The following is a 19,720-nucleotide window of genomic DNA, read 5'->3' on the forward strand; positions in this document are numbered from 1 at the left end:
GTAGAAAAAAATTAAAAAATTAAAAAAAAGTTAACACTTAGTTTACTTCTGAGAATTTTAACTGCGTTGGCTACTTGTTTTTTCACAGTTAATTCGGAAATATTCAGTTTATGGGCAATTTCTTTGTGCGATAAACTTTCTCTTCTGCTTAATTCAAAAATAGCGCGCATTTTATCCGGCAATTGTGCAATCTGATCGTCAATTATCCGCGTAAGTTGTCTTTCCCGAACCAGATGATCGGTAACACATTGGTTGCTGATGATAAAATGCTGTAACGAATCGGCATACCTGCTGGCCACCTGTTGATGGGAAATCCGGTCTAATACCTTGTTCCTTATCGATACGTACAAATAGGATTTAAAGTTTGTGGTGATGTTTATTGCGGTTCGGTTATTCCATAAATTGACAAAAATTTCCTGCACCACATCCTTGGCTTCATCTTTATCTTTCAATTTATTGGCGGCATGCACATAAAGCGTATCAAAATAACGATGGTAAATTATCGTGTACGCCATTGAGTCGTCGTTTTTCAAGAGCAAATAGAGATCGTCATCAGGCAGTGCTCCGTAATCGAACATCGTTTCTTTTTTGATTTTTATGTTTGGTAATAAGTTTGTTAAGGGAAGATAATCCAAAAATAGTTTTATCGTAACAAACTCGCAAGTTTTCAAAACAACTCAATTTTTAGTTATTGAAATAAAATTGTTCAGCTTACCATTTTAACCAAAAAATATAATGCGCAAAATTGCAAACGAGCTTATAAAGGGCATCACAGCAAAAAACAATCCCGGTATAAGCAATATATTTTTTTTAATAAAAACAGGATCTAAAACTGTTATTCTTAGCGCAAGCAGCTGTTTAACAAATCAGCAGTAGCCGGTACTCACCTTCATTTTCTACTGGCGCACGGTGAACACAGGGTAAAACTTTTTGTTCGGGATGATCGACTGCCAATTTCCAAAGATGCCCCAGACCTAAATTTACCGGCTTTGCATTGTTTTTCGGCTGATAATGCAGGTCAAAATAATATTCTGCTAAAAAAGTTTCAAATCCTGCTTCCGGTCCTTCATGTAATGCTTTAAGCTTTTCGCGGATTTCTGGTATTAAAACTTTTTGTTCTACCTGATGATTCGGTATTATATCACCTGCAGCACCATAATATGTACATAAAAAAGTGTCAGTTGCAACGGGCGACCGGTCTACATGATAAGAATAAACATCGGTTGAAATGAAATCCAGCTCTTCATCACGCTGGTAACTTTTAATCAGGTTGAGCGAAGGAGATGCACCAAAATCAGTTAATAATTTTAGGTCATTTAGAATAATTCTCCTAGCCATACTCCCCTCTTCAGAAAGTTGCAACGATAAAAGGTTTTCGGGAAGAACCACTGTGATATCCTGCTCCAACTGGAGTTTAGTCACAACTTCTTTAAAATCTCCAGCTAAATTTCTGTGCCAGCACATGGCATTGGTATCTCCCTGAAAATTGGTATTTACCAGTTCAGAAAAGCTGGCAACAATTTCAATTTGATTGTTGTCTGAAAATTTATCGTTCATGTATTTTAGCAATCAGTTTGAATGAGAAGTGCTATTTGGTAAAAATTTTATTTACCAGGGCAAAAATAGCAGCATTATTTGTAAATCATGAGGTAATTCTTTTATTAGGATATGGCGAATAAATATTTAGCAGCCAGTAAAACAGCTCGAACAATGTGCTAACTTTAATAGGCCGATTGCTTGCTGTGGTGGCTGGATTGCTATTGGTTAATTGATGAATATGGATTATTTAGAAAAATTGATCGGTGATATTGAATGTCACTCTGTAAGTGGCATTGAGGAATGTTTTGCAAATGGAGTTAATCCTAATGATTTTTTCAATGGGAAGCCACTAATAGAGGAGTTAACCAGTGAGTATACCAGAACGCCTAGATTTAAAGATTGTGTGAGGGCGTTTATTACTGCCGGATTAAAGCTCGAAAACCAGGCATTATTGGCTGTACTTTCTGATGATGATGAATTGCTGGAAGATGAACTCTGCAAACATCCGGAATTGGTTAAAGCAAGTTATACCTTGCGTTGCGCTTACACGCCTTTGTTTGAAGTTAACTTATTGCATATCTGCGCTGAGTTTAACCACCTGTCTTGTGCAAAAGTTTTGTTTCGATATGGTGCCGATGTAAATACCAAAGCAGGAATCGATGCGTGGGGTTTCGGTGGTCAAACTCCTATTTTTCATACGGTTAATCAAAATGCTAACCAGTCACAAGATATGATGGAGTACTTACTTTCTAAATCTGCTGATCTTCAAACCACCGTTCCGGGCCTAATTTGGGGCAAAGGCTATCCCTGGGAAACACTTATTGCAGCGGTAAATCCACTTAGTTATGCAATGATGGGATTACTTCCACAAATGCATCGGGAGGAAAAAACAATTATGGATGTTGTTTGCAGGTTACTTAAAGCTGCGTATGGTATTAGTTATGTGCCCGGCAATATTCCTAATGCTTATCTCCATTAGTACTATATATTTGGCTTAACCCTAAGAAAAAGGTGGTACAATATAGCAGTTTAATGCTACGCTAATAATACCGGCCACTTTCTAACAGCATTAGCTATACTATCAAAAATAGCCAGATAACCGCATGTTTGTGGCAGGCTAATGCATACCATCTGGCATCCTGATATACTATAGCTCCGAGGTAAGTCCGTAGTAAGTCCGCATTTGAGTATAAAAATGCGGACTATACACGGACTCACTGCGGACTTACCCTTAATTTGGCAGCCAGATGACAGCACTTTAGGATACATTAAGGTATCTTAAAGATTGACCCAAATATATCCAATCACTTTATTTTTCAAACAGCATTCTCAGACATGGTTGCATGGAACAATTTTTCCTTTATCGAAAAAAGGGAGCAGCATCGAACATTAGTAATAACCGCCGAGCGAAAAATAAGATGTTTGTTTTTCACATCACTTTTAATGCTTTAACAACCTGTTTTTGGGCTAATGTTTTACATTTATTTGATTTCCTTTACTACTTTATATATACCGCTGGCCACGCTATAGAGTCCACTGCCGGCCGAGTCGTCTTTTTGGTTTGAAAGAATAACAATTTCAATTTGGGTGAGCGGATAGATGAGGCAGAAACTGCGAAAGCCATCTGTCCCTCCATCCACTCTAAGGTACTGATCCCAGTTCCAGGTCTTCCCGATCTCCCATTGAAAGGCGTGCGCTCCGTTATCTATGTCCCCAACTGTGATCCGGTGGCTTAGCTTGAGTGCGGGATTGTTCTCGGTGTTCTGATACCGAAGGTACTTGAGCATATCGCTTACAGAAGAGTGAAGACTTCCCGCCCCTGGAAGGGTGCAGGGCATATTACCAACCGCTGCTCTATTTGTACCGTATCCACTAAGTTGCTCTTTAGCATACTTTACCCTGTAGGAAAGAGCCGTTCGGGCCATGCCTAAGGGAGAAACGATATGCTGGCTAATGAGCTGATAATAGGTTTTTTGATAAATCTTTTCCAAGATTAATCCAAGCAGTTGATAACCGACATTTGAATAAGCATAATGAAAAGATTTTATGGAATCAAGCTTTACATGATGAAGAGAATCCAGAAAAGCGGATGTTTCTATTGGGTTGCCAAAACTGTTGGGAAACTGGGCAGTATGCGCCAATAGATAGCCGATCTTTACCGGATCGTCGTTTTTATACTGGAGATTTGGAAAATTGCCAGGAAGGAATTTACGGATATCATCGTTAAGAGACATTTTTCCCTCCGTAATCGCATGGGCGATGAGCAGGCCCGTAAAGGTCTTGGTAATTGAGCCGATCTCGTAGATGGAAGTACTGCTGGGAAGTTTTTTAGATCCCGGTGCTGTTTCGCCGTAATTATAGGTATAGGATTTTCCTTTATAATTGACACCAATCGAAATACCTACCCGCTTCCCCTCCTTCATATATGTAGCCATTAGTTTAGCTACCGCAGAATCGACTGGCGATCTCATCGGATTGTCGCTGCTTTGTGCAAAGCTGCAAACACATGTAAATAAGAAATAAATCAGTATGGCTATATTTTTCATAACACACGCTAATATACGAAATATTTCGTACACAAAATAAATGTTACGGTCGCAGTTGTTACAGCGGTGATGTTCTTATCTCAAGAACGGATCTTCTGAAAAGGATTGGCCAAAAAAGATTGGATAATTTCACTCATCGTTTTTCCAATCAAGCTGTTCTTTTTATAAGCTTGCAGCATCTACAGCGTATAACTCGATATTGACGACCATTCGAACTTGTAATCCATCGCTCCAGACAGCCTTAAAGGTTTAATTTTATGCAGCTTAGTAATAGATTATAGGCTCCCTTTTACAGAAATGACCAGGTATCTATTCTCTCAAACCATATAATCAGCTCTTCATTTCCATTAGAATAATGGATTTATATTCCATTTAATACCAAGAATTGAGTATAGGAATTGATGCAGTAAAATGTTTAAATTAGAATATGCTTAAAAGGGGTATTAGCGTATGGGATTAGCTTGATCAAAAACACAAAAATCTAAATAAATGCAAAACGCAATCGCTTTTTCCAACAATGATGTTATCACCATTGCCTGGAGTTTCGGAAAAAAACCTGTTGGCTGTATGGGTTTCGCCATCTACCGGATTGATAACAAAAATGTAGAAACTGCCTTATCGAGTTTTTCTGTCTTTAAGGGCTACAAAATTGAAAAAGGACAGACAACAAGGGACTTCCCTATTCAAAAATTTTACTGGAAAGATGTGGATGCAAGGCGGATTGGGGAGAAAACCGGTAACCGGAAGTTTCGGTATAAGATCGTTCCGCTGAAAGGCAAACCCGGCGAGCTGGTGGAAATGAGCGAGCTGCCGATCATCATCTCCAATGAGGTGGAAATCACGGCGAATGTGGGCAGTAACATGTCGGCTTATTTTAACCGGGGGTTGATCTCTACGCAAAGGATCTCCAAAGCGCTGACCGATGAACCTGAAAAAGGCGGGCTTCTGAAACGGGTTGCGGACTATAAGGGAAAGGATGTGTTAAGGGAAAGCCTGTCGGGCGATATGGTGGAAGCGATTACCGGTTTTTTGGATAAAGCAAAAGATGAAGGAAAAATTTATGCGGCTTTGTATGAATTAGGTGATCCGGAACTGATTGAATTGCTGAAGGCTTTAAAAACCAGCCTGAATATTGTTTTATCTAATTCCAGAGGCAAAATAGACGATACAAGTAAGCCCAAAAAACCGGATAAAAATGGCGTACTAAAATATCCACAAATCACGGTTGACCACAATGATGAGGTTCGCGCTGAATTGAAAACAGTTGGTGCGGAGGTATATGACAGGGTGATGCCGGAAAACCATATCGGGCACAATAAATTTTTGGTGTATACCGATAAAAACGATAAACCAAAATCGGTACTCTTTGGCTCCACCAACTGGACTTCTACAGGTTTATGTACTCAAACTAATAATACAATGATTATTGAGGATCCGGCGCTGGCCGGGCGGTATATGGATTATTGGAAACAGCTGGTGTTGGATAATGATGCAGCATCGGGTATTGCTAAAAACCTGCAGGGAAGCGTTTTGCGCAGCTGGTGTGCTAAGGGAGAAAGTTTATCGATTGGTGAGCATACCCTGCAGAGCTGGTTTTCTCCCAATACACCAAAGGCAAGATCGAACAATGCAAATGAACTCAGGCCGGTGGATATGGAGGCAGTAGTTAAGTGTATCAATGCGGCTAAGCATTCGATTTTATTCCTCGCATTTTATCCTGGTTCGCCTTCAATTGCTAATTGGTCTGCTTTAGCATTAAAGCAAAACAAGCACCTGTTTGTGCGGGGCTGCGTAACCAATAAATCTGCGTCTGAAGGTTTCTATTATGACCTGAAGGGTATGGTTCCACCAAAAAAGGCCGATGGTGATAAAACACCCATTAAGCAGGATTATCGGGTTTTCGGTGCTGAAGCTTTCGATGGCAAAAAAATTCCGGAGGGTTGGATTAAGGAAATGCTCAACGCCGGCTTTGCCATCATCCATGATAAGGTGATGGTGATTGACCCTTTTTCAGAAGATTGTGTGGTCATTACCGGCAGCCATAACCTGGGACACAAGGCATCGTATGATAATGATGAAAACCTGGCGATCATCAAAGGCAATAATAAACTGGCCCTGGCTTATACCACGCATATTTTAGATGTTTATGATCATTTTTCTGCCCGCTATTTCTTTAAAAAGAACAGCAATTACGCCGACTTTTTACTCAAAGACAAGCCTGAATTGTGGATGGACAAGTATTTTGATGCGGAAGGGAATATTAAAAATGCCCAGTTAAACTTCTGGTTACAGGCCAAAATCTAACCGGGCACGTTTGGGAATAATGGTGAAGGTAATCAGATCAGATTCCGGCTGAGTTTAAAAACCAGTTCGGTTTTATCGTTCACCATTACGCTCCGATACAGAAATCACAAATTACTGTAAATAAACAAATTAAACCGAAAAATACGCAAATACTAAACAGCATTTTTCAGGCTGTTTCACTGTATTACAATGGTAAAAAGATTAATTTGCAAAACAATGTTTTAGACCATTGGCCTGTTAAAAAAGCAGATCAATAACACTTCGCAGCGAGTCTATTTATCAATATTAGTTTAGGCGAGGATTATTATTCTTCAATTTTCGGACAGATCTGTGTTGTCCGAAATTTGCTGCAATAATTCAGCACTACATTAAGGTAACCTCCAAAATCATTACTTCAACTCATAGTCAATTTTAGTTACAATTCTTGGCTGGATAAATTCTTTATCCGCTACCGAGGTGAATTTAACAATTGTGGGTAAGGTATAGTTACCCACTCTGCTAAACTCTGCCAGATAGAGTTCATCGTATGCAGTATGTCCTTTGGCAGTATAGCCTTGATAATCAATTTAGCGGTTATGCGTTCTATCTATTTTGTGGTTGGGTTGCGTATTTCAATGAAACTGGTTCTTCCCCACTTTTGGTGGTCAATCCTGTGCTAATACCAGGATCAAAAAAAAACATAGCAACAACACCAAACCAACAAGCCGTACCACAAACCAAACCCTACAAACAATACACCTTTACTACCCCCTAATAACTTTCCTTAACCTCTCACCACCAACCAATCCCCCCAAACCAATCAACTCCCCAGTCCCTCCCTGTACCGGGTACAACTGTAGCCAATACCAGTTTAGCATCAGCCCCTCACTTATCCACCATATCCCAGCTGATAGCTGAAAGGGGTACCTTTAAACGCCTGCTCCATACCGTACCTATTTGCCCCACATAAGTCCCTATACCGATATACACAAATTTCCCACCTGCAGCCCCCTGTACAAAAGGCCCGGAAAGCTTGGGCTCTTGATCCCTCCCCCGCTCCCCTTTTATACCTACCAAAAACAGAAAGCTGATATCACTTGAAGATACATTTTGTTTCTGAATGCTCTGCCAGCTATTGCCTGATCCTTTTTGCAGCGCAAAGTCTACCCCCGGTGTAGGCGAGCGTAAAGTAATCTTGAGTTGTAGTTCCGTATTCATAACAAAAGGATAATCCACTGAACTAAATTAGTGATTGCATTGAGTTGTACCGCATTATTTATCCAGCACAATTTTCCTCACCAGGTTATTGTCCTGATCGGTCACATACAATGCGGTTCCATCCGAATTGAGCGCAAGCCCACTTGGGTGATTAAATCTGGCAGCAAGCGCCACTCCGTCAGCATAGCCCGCTACCCCCGACCCCGCAATGGTGGTAACCATTCCTGTAGGACTGATCTTACGGATCAGATGGTTATCCGAATCGGCTACGAAGATATTGCCTACCCCGTCCATCACAATTCCTTTAGGCCTGTTAAAAGTAGCGACATCTGCAGTCCCGTTTGAATTGCCTGACAGCGAAAAGTTCCCATAGCCCCTTCTTCCAGCCAAAAGCGAAAAATACATTCCCTCATTAACCGACTTGCAGATGGTATGGTTATCAGTATCTGCCACGTAGATATAGCCCTTAGCATCCACAATGATCCCGGAGGGATTGTACCAGAACCAGCCGTTACCAGAGGTACCCCAAGCGTTGGCTAATTCCAAAATTACCCCACCGGGGTTTAGTTTATAGAGATAACTGGAAGAGAGATCATTACAATAGATGTTACCAGTTTTATCAACTGCTACTATACTGGGCCGTTTTAAGTCTCCCGTCACTTTACTGACCACCCCAGAGGAGGAGATCTTTCTTAAGGCCGAATTGTTCTTGTCGGCAACAAAGATCTCACCCTTATCATTGATTGCCAAGCCCATGGGAGCTGCGAACCTCGCATTGCCTCCTGCTCCATCCTGAAAGCCCGCTATAACATGCCCGGCAAGCAGGCTCACCTGCCCGAAGTGCTGATCTTCCTGATCATATTGTTATCCATATCGGACACATAAATATTCCCCTGTTTATCCAGGACAATACCATCCGGACGGGCGAAATACACACCGAGCGCCGGACCATCGACTGGGGTCACATCGCCACAAAACGGCACCACCTCACCGGTAGGAAGCACCTTTCTTATCGTACGCCTCTCCGGTTCGACAACATAAAGTCCCCGTTTATCATCATAACAGAGCACAACAGGGCGGTCAAAGGATGCTGCTGCGGCCTGGCCATTATTATTTCCCTTTATCCCATTCCCGCAATAAGTTGACACAAGCCCTGAGGGACTGATCTTTCTGATAACATGGTTTGACAATTCGGCCACATACAGGTTACCCGCAGCGTCAAATGTCATCCCAAAGGGAGCATTAAAACTGGCTGCTGTACCAAGCCCATTTGTCATCCCGGCAGCGCCTGAACCTGCCACGGTGGAGACTAAACCATTTGCCTCAACTTTTCGTATCCGCTGGTTCACCTGGTCTGATACATATAGTACATCATTTTTATCAAAGGCCAGGTTTAGGCGCCCCTCAAACCGGGCAGCAGTGCCAAGGCCGTCCTTATAACCACGCTGGGTCGAGCCGGCAAAGGTAGTCACGTTACCATTCAGGTCGATCTTTCTGATTTCACTATCGAAATCAACAACGTAAACCTCGCCCCTGGAATTGACTGCTATACTGTATGGAAAGGTAAAAGAAGCATTTTCTGAGGATCCGTCCACTACCGCTAGCTTACCATTTCCTGCAAAACTGGTCACATTGCCATCCATATCGATCTTCCTGATTATACTGTTACCATCGGTTACCAGGAGGTTACCCTGGGGATCAAGCGCTATATCCTGAGGATGGTAGAAACGCGCCTCAAGTCCTTTACCGTTTTTTAGCCCTCGGTTCCCGAGGCACTGCCTGCAAATACACTGACACTTCCTTCGGGCGAAATTTTACGAATACAATGTCTTAAGTAATCAGTAACAAATAGATTCCCGTTACTGCTGACCACCATACCTGATGTCGAGGTTAACAATACATCCCCGGGAATATATTTACCGGCCACTGTACTCACTACAGCAACCTGTGGTTCGGTCTGGTTATTGTCGGGAGCCTGAAGCTTTTCCTTACAGCCAAACAGCGAAGCCGTCAATAATAACAGGGTAGCTGGAAGGGATGATTTTTTAATCAAAAAGAACAAATTGGAGCGTTTAATAAACATATAAAAAAGTTATAATCAGTTGTAATACAAATCAGATCACCAGCTGGTGATCATAGTGGTCAATAATGATAAGCGTGAAGAGCAGGGCCCTGTAACCGCTAGGGACAATATAGAAAAGCAAAAGGCTAAGGGTGCCACACAAATATTTGAAAAACGTTGGTACATAAGATCAAATATAACAATTTAAAAGACCCAGTACCCCATTAGTTCAGTATTTAACCCCTGCCCGAAACAGGAACGGGCCCTGGCCTCTGATCCGGAATCCAGCGCCTGATAGCTGAAATACCGCAGAGTAACCCAGGCTCAATAATTTGATATCCATAGCTCTGTAAAACCCCTGCTGGCCATTGGATTTCCCCGTGCTGATTAATAATATTAAGGCAATTAAAAATTTATTTCCCATAATCATCCTATAAATATAACTGCAGTAGTTTTCATATCCCTATTGATTGATATCCCGTTTTTATCGATGACTTAAAAGGGAGGTTCATTCTACCTCGATTCATGCTATACCCGGTTTTATACTGGTAGCTAATTACATTCAGTGCACTAGCTGCCAGAAGGATCGATTTTCACATCTGAAGTGATTATGGATGTCCTCATTATAAAGAAACATTCCTCTTTTGGCTCATCTAATTAACCAACACATTGATCTCTTTCAAAAGTTCCATTTTTTGACTTGGTAGTTTGGCATTTTCGTCCACGATCTTACCTTGCTTATCTACCAACATATAGCGGGGAATTCCACCAATTTGAAACCTTCCGCTAAGTAGTGTAAATTCATCTTTACTCAACAAATAATGTTCACCAGTGATATTATTTTCTTTGATTGTTTTACTCCAGGATTCTTCAGAACAGTTCACACCAAGATATAGGAATACAACATCCAATCCATCCAATTCTTTCTTCAACTCATGGCTTGATGACATCTGGCCCATGCACGGACCACACCAGGGCGCCCAGAAGTCTACGTATACCACTTTACCTTTGTATTTTTCAACTAACTTCTCCAATAACTGTTCGGTGTTTGCTGCCATAGCAGACAACACATTGGTAGATAAGGGAAAATCCTCACTATTTTTAGATACTTCACTTTGATTATGCCTGACAAGGACAGATACCAATGTAGCCGATCCAATTTCTGCTACTGCTTTGCTTAATTCCCTTGAAGAGAGCCCTCCTTTATCAGTTATTGTAGCAAATACTACCTGCGCTTTAAGAAGCTTACCCACGAAGCTTCTGGCAGTAATACCAAACTCCTGGTTGAACCTGATAATGTTGTCTTCCTTCTGCTTATCAATTGCACTTTTTGCGCCAGCATACAAAGCCCTCACCAGCAGTTCATCTTTTATCCCTTCAATTTCCTGTTGAATAAAAATTGTATCCAGTCCTTTTGCGATAACGACCGCTTTGCGAGCTAATTCCTCTTGCCTTGGCGTTAACTGGTACCCGAGTGCTCTGGCTTTTACTATTACGGTTGCACTTGAAGGAGCAGTGATTTTATAGGACATGAGGTTGATCCCCCTACTTAATTCACGCAGTACGCTTATATAATTGGTCGTTATAACATTTATTTGCTCGTTTATTTTCAGCGTTTTTAGAAAGGCCAAATAATCCTTACTAAGGTATTTGCTTCCGTTAAGCCAACTATACCTCAGTAAATCATCAGCTATTTGGTAAGTGATAAATTGCTTGAAGTATTGCGAAAATTTCTTGCTCGAATGATGTAACTGGCTATACGTTAAAAGACTATTAAGCATTCTTTTTTGTTTCTGCAGCTGATATTTTTTATAGCTGTCCTGATCAAGCGTCCCTTGCTTATCTTTATTTACACCAGGCTCCATTAATTTCATTATCCTGGGATAAAAATTATTCATCTCGCTGTTCAAAAGAGCATCCTGTCCCATAAACAGTAAATCTTGCCTCCTACCGATAAAAGCCAAAAATTCCTCAAATGAGCCTGGTGCTTTTATCCCGGTATTGATAGCAATCATTTGCCGATGCCCCGGTACAGCGTAAAAACCTGCCAGCATATCACCATACTTAAGCATTACCTCCTGGGGATTATCCAACACGAAATTAAGTTCAAACCTCCCTAAACTGTCCACTTTAATAGGATACGACTGTTGCTCTTCATCTAACAAACCATTTATATTAAGTGAGATAAACTGATAACCAGATTTTTGACGGTCATAACCATTAAGCACCCCACTAAGATGGACAGAGCCAGGCTTGATCACTGGCAGTTGAAAACCTCTACGCTCGTAATTACCAAAATCGGGTTGTTCGTTATATTTTTTTGTGTATACTGCTTGAGATTGGAAATTGTTGCCGATCCTGATCGTATTTTGGTCAATCAAAGTGATAAACAGTTCACGTTCCATCTTTTGGTAGCTCAGAACGAGTACAAGCTTATTTTTCTTTTGGCTCTTTAGCCTATAGTTCCAGAATTTACCCTCAGCAATGGCATAATTATCTGTAAAACAGAACTTCCATTCATTAGTTTTTGGAGATAACCAATTCGCAAATAGCTGCGCAGGGAGTATCGTTTTTGAAAACGAAGTAAAACCCTGCAATACTAAAAACAGGCATATAAAAATTTTCTTAATCATAGAGCGTAATTTACACAGGATAAAAGAATAGCAGTGTATCAAATAATCAGATTTAATATATCCGCGAAAGTTATATTTATCTGAATAACCCCTTACCCCTGCTACGTTATACTTTGATCTAAATTTAGCTATTCATCAAATTAAAAACAGGGGACTAAGTCGTAAAATGGAGGTGGTGAAATAGGATATTTTATAGGGCCTATTGACATAAAACTATAATAAGAAAATTTTATAGCGCATCTCTTACATACTCTAAAGACTAAATAAGCAAACTTCCATTTACTGAACCTTGTTTCCTTCTTATAATAATAATATGTACCAACATGGTGTCTTCTACTAATGTAGCTAAACAACCCTTTTTAAGCAAAAAAAATTGTCGGTTAAGAGCTAAAAGTGACCACTTTGCTGAAAAAACAAGTGGCCACCTTTGCTAATTTATAATCTTATGGAAAAATGAATTTTATTCCCGAAGGCTTAAACATTAGTATGCTGAAAGATCTGCAATACGGCTTGTTGTTGTGCCCTCGATGATCTTAACTACACTGCTTCCATCTATGTTGCAGGAATAGAGGCTTTCAACTGAAGCCATTGTTGGATTATAACTTGATGAGGGGCCTGCGGTAAAGAAAATTTTGGTGCCATTAGGAGAAAGTTTAGGTGATGGGTTTTCAGCGAAAACAATACCACTAGGTAGGGAAACATTGATTTTTGTTTGTGCACTACCGTCATAATTGGCTGTCCATATTTCAGCGCCTTTATAAGTCCCGCCAGCATCGTAGGTTATTCTGGAGTAAATTAATTTGTTTAATTGGGTTGTACCTGCATTGGCTGAGAGTGTTCCGTTCTGGCTTACACTTAGGCCGCTTCCGACAATGATTCCACCCATTGTGGATGTTGTTGCTGGTGGCAAAACGTAGTTACCTGAGTTTTGGGCGTTTACTTCTTTTTTACAACTAACTTGAAATAAGAGAATAGATAGCGAGAGCGTTGCTAGGGCGATTGACCCCATAAATATTTTTTTCATTGAAAACGTTTGTTGCCTACTCTTTCAAAATGCAGTTTTCGGCGGTTCCTGATAGATTGATTAATTAAAATCTACGTGCTAAAGATGCAAAATTTTAGCATATTCAGTGATGTAAAACCATGCTTTTAATTTTTTCGATCAACAGTTTTTGCGAAAAGACAGGAATAAGATGCACCCGGCAAGGTGAAGAATTTAAAGGTTTTAACGGAGGCTAAATCCTTCCCATGAACACCACGCCTATACTTTCTGGCCTTTAAAATATTGGAATTTTTCTATTCGAGATCTAGTAATAGGTAATCCAACATTTTATTATATTCGCTATTCCTATCCGTCACCGGGTAGGGAATTTATAATTTAATTTATCTTATAGCGCTTCAATCCTATTTTATGTCACGCCCTTATTCAATAACGATCGTCAACAACTCGACTGCAAATGATAACTTCTGCATCTTTCAGCAGGTGCCGGACAATCAGGATGGTATGACCATGCCGCTGGCCTGGTTTGCTAGGCGGATTTCTACGGGATCGCGTGTAACTTTTCACTGGCAAAACCAATATGAATTCGTTTGGTCTAAGACAGGTGTTAGCCCGGGCGATGTATTTGATGCGGAGCGGACGATCAGTGCAAATCCGCAAAGACACTTAGCACTACTAATTAAGAATACTTAAATTGTGTATCAGTTTTTCTGACATGGGTCAATAAAATCAAATACAGACCAAATTACCTAACCTTAACACAGTGTTAACCACAAGAAAGAGAATTGTTTCTAAAGCGCTTAAGAAAACTGAAGCTTATCCAAAAGCCATTCATCATCCTTTTTTGTCTTCTCCTCACTTCATTGTTTAGCAGCAGTAGTTGGATTATTTGCCGATACAGAAAATAAAAAACATTGAATATCAGTTAATTACAGACTAAAATAACAAATCAGATACAAAAGATAAGATAACGATTAACTCATTGATAATCAATATGTTTATAACTTTTATTTTTTCATCCTTCACAAAAAGATAAAACCAATTGAAAATCAACTCTTTGTAGCCTCAAAAGCTTCAAGACAGAAACAGTCTATTATATGGATCTATTTCAAATAATAAGTAGCATCACTTTCCGATTGATTCATTAAACAAGGGAAGCCCGAGGCTGGCAGTCTGTTTAACCGGTTTGTACTTATTTACCTGCAGTTTAAGATTATCAAAGGTCTTGATTCATATTTCAGTCAAACTGCATGCGAATATGATTGCCGGGCGGTTGCCTAAAATGTTCCTTTCCCTCTGAACAAAAACAGGGCTCGACCACAGATTTCCTTCTTACTGGATGAAACAAAATTCATCCAGTCCAAGTTTACATACGACCTATCTCTTCAGATCAACAATGGATCTTGAAAAAAAGGAAAAGCATTGTTGCTTTTCCTTTTTTTATTGAACTGAGCCACTCATCATTCCACATATCTGGATTCGTGGCTGACAGCTTTCATCGATGGATGAAGCTGCAGATCCCAAATCAATCTGCAAAGGGATAGCTGGCCGCTGGAGAGCTATGGCTTACGCTTGAGCAGTGGGAAGTTATACCCCAGACTGATGAAGACATCTCCTTTGAGCACTTTCTTGGTGGACAGCGCGGTTTCATTATTGTTCACCACCTTAAAGGAATTATCCGTGTTGTAGTAACGGTCACTGAGTTCCTCTATCCTTCCTGCAGTGTACCCTACGGTAAGTGCAAGGCGGTTCACTCGACCAGCAAGAAAGCTAAGCCCACCAAAATAGCGCACCTGCGGCTTATCCATCAGGGTAAGTCCAGCGCCGATACTGGCAGCAATGTTGAAAGCCGTTCCCCATCTCCAGTAAAAGTGTACCATGGTCGAAAAGCCGACCTGTCCGTTGGAGCCCTTTTCCCTAAGGATCGACTTGGACCTGGAAAGCACGGTATCGGCGCCTTTGATGGTCTTGCCCATCACGCTGTCCGAATTAAGGGAATATACAGGCTGACTCAGCTTGGTATAAAAAAGGCCCGGGCTGACGTCTACCTTAAACCCGCCATGTACCGGAAAGGTAAAGCGCTGAAGGGTGTCGAGCTTGAGCCCGGTCAACCGACCAGGACGAGAGCGGATATCGATGAGATAACTGAGCTCATCAAAGTTCTGCACCTGCCCCATGGAAACCCAATGCTCGGGCACCTCGTAGGCTTTTACCATACGGTAATTGGTCACGAGTTTTTTCACATATACGGTATCGGCCGGCTCAAAGACCATGGATACATAATCCTCAATATCCCCGTTGTAGCCGATGTCCGCGGTCTTTAACATGCCGTTTATATTGGTCAGCAGTCTGGCCTTATCTTTCCGGAAGCTTTCAGGCATGATGACATCCAGGGAGCGGTAGTGGTCCAAGAACTTGATCATCGCCGAATTAGCTTCCTGGAGATAGCCCAGTGCCTTGTTCTTTCTATTTTTTATTTTTGGGTTTTCATCATCTTTCTCTGCCGCGCTGCTTAGGGAACGTACCGAGCCCAGCAGTTTGACCGGGTTCAAGAACAGATCTTCGAGCATCGAATCCGGACTGTCGTTATGGTCCTTGTACTCATAAGAAATCTTGACGGTATATTTAAAGGGATTGGGTACGGGAGCAAGCTGAAAATAAAACTGGTCGCCAACGTGGAGATAGGCCTTTTCATCATTTGTCTTCAGAACCCCGGTTGCAGGATCCCAGAGATACCGGACCTCCTTTTGGATTTTTTTTGAAATGTCGCTGCTAGTCAAACCATTACTGGTATTGTAACTGAGATTTTTGAGTACCTGAACTTTGCTGTCATCAACTTTCTCAGGGAAGACTGCATCTGCCTTAGCATTTGCAGCAGGCGCCGGGGGAGCTGCGCCCCCTTGTTGACCTTAAAAGTAAATTTGAGGTCCTTGCCTAGATAAAGCGCGAACTCTTTGGTATCCAATCCCTTTAACACGGCCTTTGGAATACTGATCTTCAGTTGCGCCTTATCAGCAGCATTCACTTCTGGCTTGATCATTTCGCTTTCCAATGTCGGAGTTTTTGCCGTCTTGGTGAGATAAAGGGTTTTTAATGCTTCCGCTGCCTCTTTTTCGTCCTTGAACTGCAGAACGATCAGGTAATCGGTGTCTTCTTTAAACGTATATTCCACCTTATCGAGTTTGAGCTCCGGACTTTTGAGGGTAAGCAATACTTCCTGGGCAGAGACCGAGTAAAAACCTGCCAGCATGAGCAGGGAGAGTATAAAGGTTTTCATAGTTTTTAGAGGGTTATGGTGAGGTTGTTTTTGATGGATTGGAAAGGCACAACATAGGACAGCTCGGTATCGCCGGCGGAGAGAATGCCAACCACCTCTCCCTTTGGAGTGAGCACCGGTGCACCGGAATCACCTGGCTGGCAACCGGCCTCGACGACAATGAGGTCGTTGAACTGATAGGTAAAAGCATAGCCCGGACCGACGATGCGCACTTCGGTGCGCTTTGCAATCTCTTTCACCTTGCCGGTGATGCGGCCACTCACGCACCCAAAGATTTCGACTTCCAAACCTTTTTTTATCTGATCATCGGGAAGTTCTGCGGTAACCTTGCGCTGGCCCAGGCCGTTGTAAAAAAAACTTGAGTTGTCCAGACTGCCCTGTGTGATGACCGACAGCGCAGCATCTACATAACGGGAGAGCCTTCCCTCCACGGCAAATCCGGTCAGTACGGGCGAGGGTGATTTACCCTGTAAACTGCGATATTCTTTGGATGGAATGGTGACCATGGTCTGCAGTTGGTGGAGCGGGGTCTGGAACTGATTATCGGCCAGAACCGGATTCAGGTTCCCAATAGCAATGGGGTAATATACATGGCAGCAGGATAACATAAATTCGTCGTTTCCACGCTTAACCTTTAGTCCGACGCTCCCAAAATCTTTCGCCTGCTGATCCAGGGAGACATTGGTGCCGATCAGGCTGATGGCATAGTTGTCGCCGGGATGCTGGATCTGCATAGTCCTGGGCTGGTTGATCTGGATCACGTCAGTGGGAATGGAAAGGCCTTTATAGCTGATCTCTGGTGGGATGGATTTGCTGCCTGCAAGTTGGACAGCTGTTTTTTTGTCGCTGACCTTAAATATGATGGCTTTTTGCGGTTGTGGACTTCCATCAGTGACTTTTAGTCCCGAGCTGCAGCCAACAATGTTGGGGTATTGGGCCTTCCAGTTGTCGTAGTTTTCCTCAATGGCGTTGTCGATGAGCGAATCTTGCTGAGTGGTTTCCAGGCCTGAAAACTGCTTTTCTATTTTTTGGATGCCCTCGGTAGTGAGCATGCTTTTGTAGTTTTTGATCTGCAGCACCAGATCGATCAGGTCGTGCCAGAACTTGGAGCCGAAACTCAGAAAGATCCCGGTGAGCAAACAGCCTGCCAGGGTATATAAGGCGACAAGAATGCCTGTAAGGTCGCGCTCACCCAGAAATTCACGGACTTCGGCGGTATCTTCTTTGTACTTGATCCAGCCCAGGTGACTGACCGGGTCATTGGAGATGTAGCGGAACAGGCAGAATAGATCCGCTCGGAAGCTCAGCGCAATGAGAAAACCGATGAAGAGGTTGATTTTAAGGATACGGTATTCCCGCTCTTTTTCCCTCGCGGCATCGAATGTCCTGACCTTGGTATTGTTGAAGGTGAAGGGCTTGAGCAGAAAGCCCAGCTTGGTACCCTGCAGGACAAGCCGGCTATCGGAAAGCTTTAGCTTTAGAAAATTGGCGACCCGTTCTGAGACCTGGCTCAGGATGAAAAGGATGATGAGTAATCCATAGATTTTTTCCATAAAGATGCGCATTAGATGGTGGATACCTGAAGCGGGAATAACAGGGATGGTGCGGTATTGACGAAAGGTTTGAGATCGCTATTCTTCAGGCACTAAATATGATCTAAGATACTAATATTTTGACACTTAGATATTCTTTATAAGAATACTCCATTTTTTATTGTTGATAAATGTCTTGATTTCGGCACATTTTCATGCGATCTCCAATCTATTTGGGAAGTAAAATTTGTTATGCGGATAAAAAACATTTTCAATTTATGTGAGCATCGCGATGATGAGACGATTTGGAAAGGAATGGAGATGATAAAACAAAATCGACAAAAGTTCACCAATGCTCCGGAATTAAAGCAAAATTACTCGTGTTTTGAAGATAAACCCCTCAGCTAGGGAGGCGCTACGCCGGCTGAAAATCCAGGCCGAGCAATTTGGAAACGATCGCCGAGAGCCCGCTGATCTTTCCTTTTCTGATGCTTGCCCTTGCGTCAATAAATCCGGAATATATCAATGGATTGTTCCTGCCATCTTGCAGCTGGTGTTGTTGGCAAGAACCGTATACTGGGGCTTCAGAGCGCGACTTGTTTTAATCGTTCATTTTTGAAATCTGATCCCTGTAAAGACTTGAAAAGTATTCATTATTTTCAACAATAATGATTTTTAATGCCGCATCTAGGAAATGTAAAACCTGAAAAATGCACTTTCTATACATTGCTAAATCAAGATCTATGCTCGTCAGGATAAATTCATGCGTTTTGGGACTGTAGTGCTGGTATTGGCTAAAATACTTGAAAAGTTCTTCTAATGCCAAACCAACAGGACCATGTCCAAATTGTTCTAAATGTTTAATTTTTCGGGATTCACTCATAAATGGCCCCTTGACATCCTGGAGCGCATTCCGAAAATCTTCATGAGAGGAACTTCGTATCTCCAGCGATGTTTTTACTTTTCCGTTAGAATAAATCTCGGGGTTAGCCGACATCAATTCTTCGAGGAACTCTTCTTCTGCCGGTGGTTCCATTCCGAGCATTTCGTGTATAAACTTATCATGTCCGATCTGAGCGTCTATACCCTTTATGGCACTCAATAAAAACTCTTTGTGGAGAATGATCAATTCATTCCCGAGAGAAACCTGATCTGCATCATTGTTCAACAGAAAAGTAGCCAGGTAGAAAAAATTGAGTACATCATCTACAACACTTCTATAAATCAAATTTACACCGGTTTTGAAGCGATAGTCTCCATATAATTTGGGCAGAAGATCGTTAACAGCTTCCAAATTCAATCTTATTTTTGTAGCCAACTGTATAAAACAATCTGCGTTCGTCCTTTGTATCTGACCATTGGTAGCCAAAAGATACTCTTTTAAAAAATCTAGTATTAAATTCTGATCTTTGATCAAACCTGTTATTTCACCACTAAAATATGTTATACTATCTTTTTCAAAGTGTTCTAAATTATATCCCATAACATTCAATCGTTATTTATTTTATAGTTTCTAATCTTTCTTTTTCACCATCAACATCTTTTGTTTCAACCCGTTTTATCTGTTGGCTGAAAGCAAAAATAAATTTAACTTAGTGCAAACCCTCATTCCTCGGCCCACTTGCAGGTC

Annotated in this window: 15 protein-coding genes; 2 read left to right on the forward strand and 13 right to left on the reverse strand. The window is 41.6% G+C overall.

The window, feature by feature from the left end:
• Positions 1-11 precede the first annotated feature (11 nt).
• A complete protein-coding gene (locus tag G7074_RS25720; RefSeq protein ID WP_124558482.1) occupies positions 12-578 on the reverse strand; it encodes an RNA polymerase sigma-70 factor in 567 nt (188 codons plus the stop codon).
• A 280-nt stretch (positions 579-858) separates the two neighbouring features.
• Entirely contained in the window at positions 859-1,557 is a 699-nt protein-coding gene (locus G7074_RS25725) for a DUF1826 domain-containing protein (RefSeq protein WP_124558483.1), read from the reverse strand.
• Between the two features lie 220 nt (positions 1,558-1,777).
• Here G7074_RS25725 and G7074_RS25730 point away from each other — a divergent pair, with 220 nt between their 5' ends.
• The gene (locus tag G7074_RS25730) at positions 1,778-2,518 is read left to right on the forward strand and encodes an ankyrin repeat domain-containing protein (protein ID WP_124558484.1); all 741 of its coding nucleotides are present in this window, start codon (positions 1,778-1,780) and stop codon (positions 2,516-2,518) included.
• 502 nt (positions 2,519-3,020) lie between these two features.
• On the opposite strand, the gene G7074_RS25735 is transcribed toward G7074_RS25730, so the two are convergent.
• Positions 3,021-4,085, reverse strand: a complete 1,065-nt coding sequence (locus G7074_RS25735; RefSeq protein ID WP_124558485.1) for a serine hydrolase — start codon at positions 4,083-4,085, stop codon at positions 3,021-3,023.
• A 489-nt stretch (positions 4,086-4,574) separates the two neighbouring features.
• Here G7074_RS25735 and G7074_RS25740 point away from each other — a divergent pair, with 489 nt between their 5' ends.
• A complete protein-coding gene (locus G7074_RS25740) occupies positions 4,575-6,389 on the forward strand; it encodes a phospholipase D-like domain-containing protein (RefSeq protein WP_124558486.1) in 1,815 nt (604 codons plus the stop codon).
• 864 nt (positions 6,390-7,253) lie between these two features.
• Here the strand turns inward: G7074_RS25740 and G7074_RS25745 are convergent.
• From G7074_RS25745 to G7074_RS25790, 10 genes are all read right to left on the reverse strand, one after another.
• On the reverse strand, positions 7,254-7,586 hold the full coding sequence (locus G7074_RS25745) for a DUF5990 family protein (protein ID WP_124558487.1): 333 nt from the start codon (positions 7,584-7,586) through the stop codon (positions 7,254-7,256).
• Between the two features lie 54 nt (positions 7,587-7,640).
• Positions 7,641-8,417, reverse strand: coding sequence for a hypothetical protein (locus tag G7074_RS25750; RefSeq protein ID WP_166212105.1), 777 nt, complete (start codon positions 8,415-8,417; stop codon positions 7,641-7,643).
• Positions 8,414-9,181 carry a hypothetical protein gene (locus tag G7074_RS25755; protein WP_166212108.1) on the reverse strand — a complete coding sequence of 256 codons (768 nt, stop codon included), beginning with the start codon at positions 9,179-9,181 and terminating at the stop codon, positions 8,414-8,416. The genes G7074_RS25750 and G7074_RS25755 overlap by 4 nt, the downstream gene beginning before the upstream one ends.
• A gap of 158 nt (positions 9,182-9,339) precedes the next feature.
• The gene (locus G7074_RS25760; protein WP_166212111.1) at positions 9,340-9,669 is read right to left on the reverse strand and encodes a hypothetical protein; all 330 of its coding nucleotides are present in this window, start codon (positions 9,667-9,669) and stop codon (positions 9,340-9,342) included.
• Positions 9,670-10,301: 632 nt separating this feature from the next.
• Positions 10,302-12,281, reverse strand: a complete 1,980-nt coding sequence (locus tag G7074_RS25765) for a TlpA disulfide reductase family protein (RefSeq protein WP_166212114.1) — start codon at positions 12,279-12,281, stop codon at positions 10,302-10,304.
• Between the two features lie 481 nt (positions 12,282-12,762).
• Entirely contained in the window at positions 12,763-13,305 is a 543-nt protein-coding gene (locus G7074_RS25770; protein ID WP_124558490.1) for a hypothetical protein, read from the reverse strand.
• 1,535 nt (positions 13,306-14,840) lie between these two features.
• Positions 14,841-16,061 (reverse strand): hypothetical protein, encoded by a 1,221-nt coding sequence (locus G7074_RS25775; RefSeq protein WP_166212117.1) that lies wholly within the window; start codon positions 16,059-16,061, stop codon positions 14,841-14,843.
• Complete coding sequence (locus G7074_RS25780; protein WP_166212120.1) at positions 16,058-16,558, reverse strand: hypothetical protein; 501 nt, start codon at positions 16,556-16,558, stop codon at positions 16,058-16,060. Before G7074_RS25780 ends, G7074_RS25775 begins: the two co-directional genes overlap by 4 nt.
• A 5-nt stretch (positions 16,559-16,563) precedes the next feature.
• A complete protein-coding gene (locus G7074_RS25785) occupies positions 16,564-18,111 on the reverse strand; it encodes a trypsin-like peptidase domain-containing protein (RefSeq protein ID WP_166212123.1) in 1,548 nt (515 codons plus the stop codon).
• Positions 18,112-18,691: 580 nt separating this feature from the next.
• Positions 18,692-19,573 (reverse strand): hypothetical protein, encoded by an 882-nt coding sequence (locus tag G7074_RS25790; RefSeq protein WP_166212126.1) that lies wholly within the window; start codon positions 19,571-19,573, stop codon positions 18,692-18,694.
• Positions 19,574-19,720: the final 147 nt, after the last annotated feature.

Source organism: Pedobacter sp. HDW13 (assembly GCF_011303555.1).
In the GTDB taxonomy this organism is placed as follows: domain Bacteria; phylum Bacteroidota; class Bacteroidia; order Sphingobacteriales; family Sphingobacteriaceae; genus Pedobacter.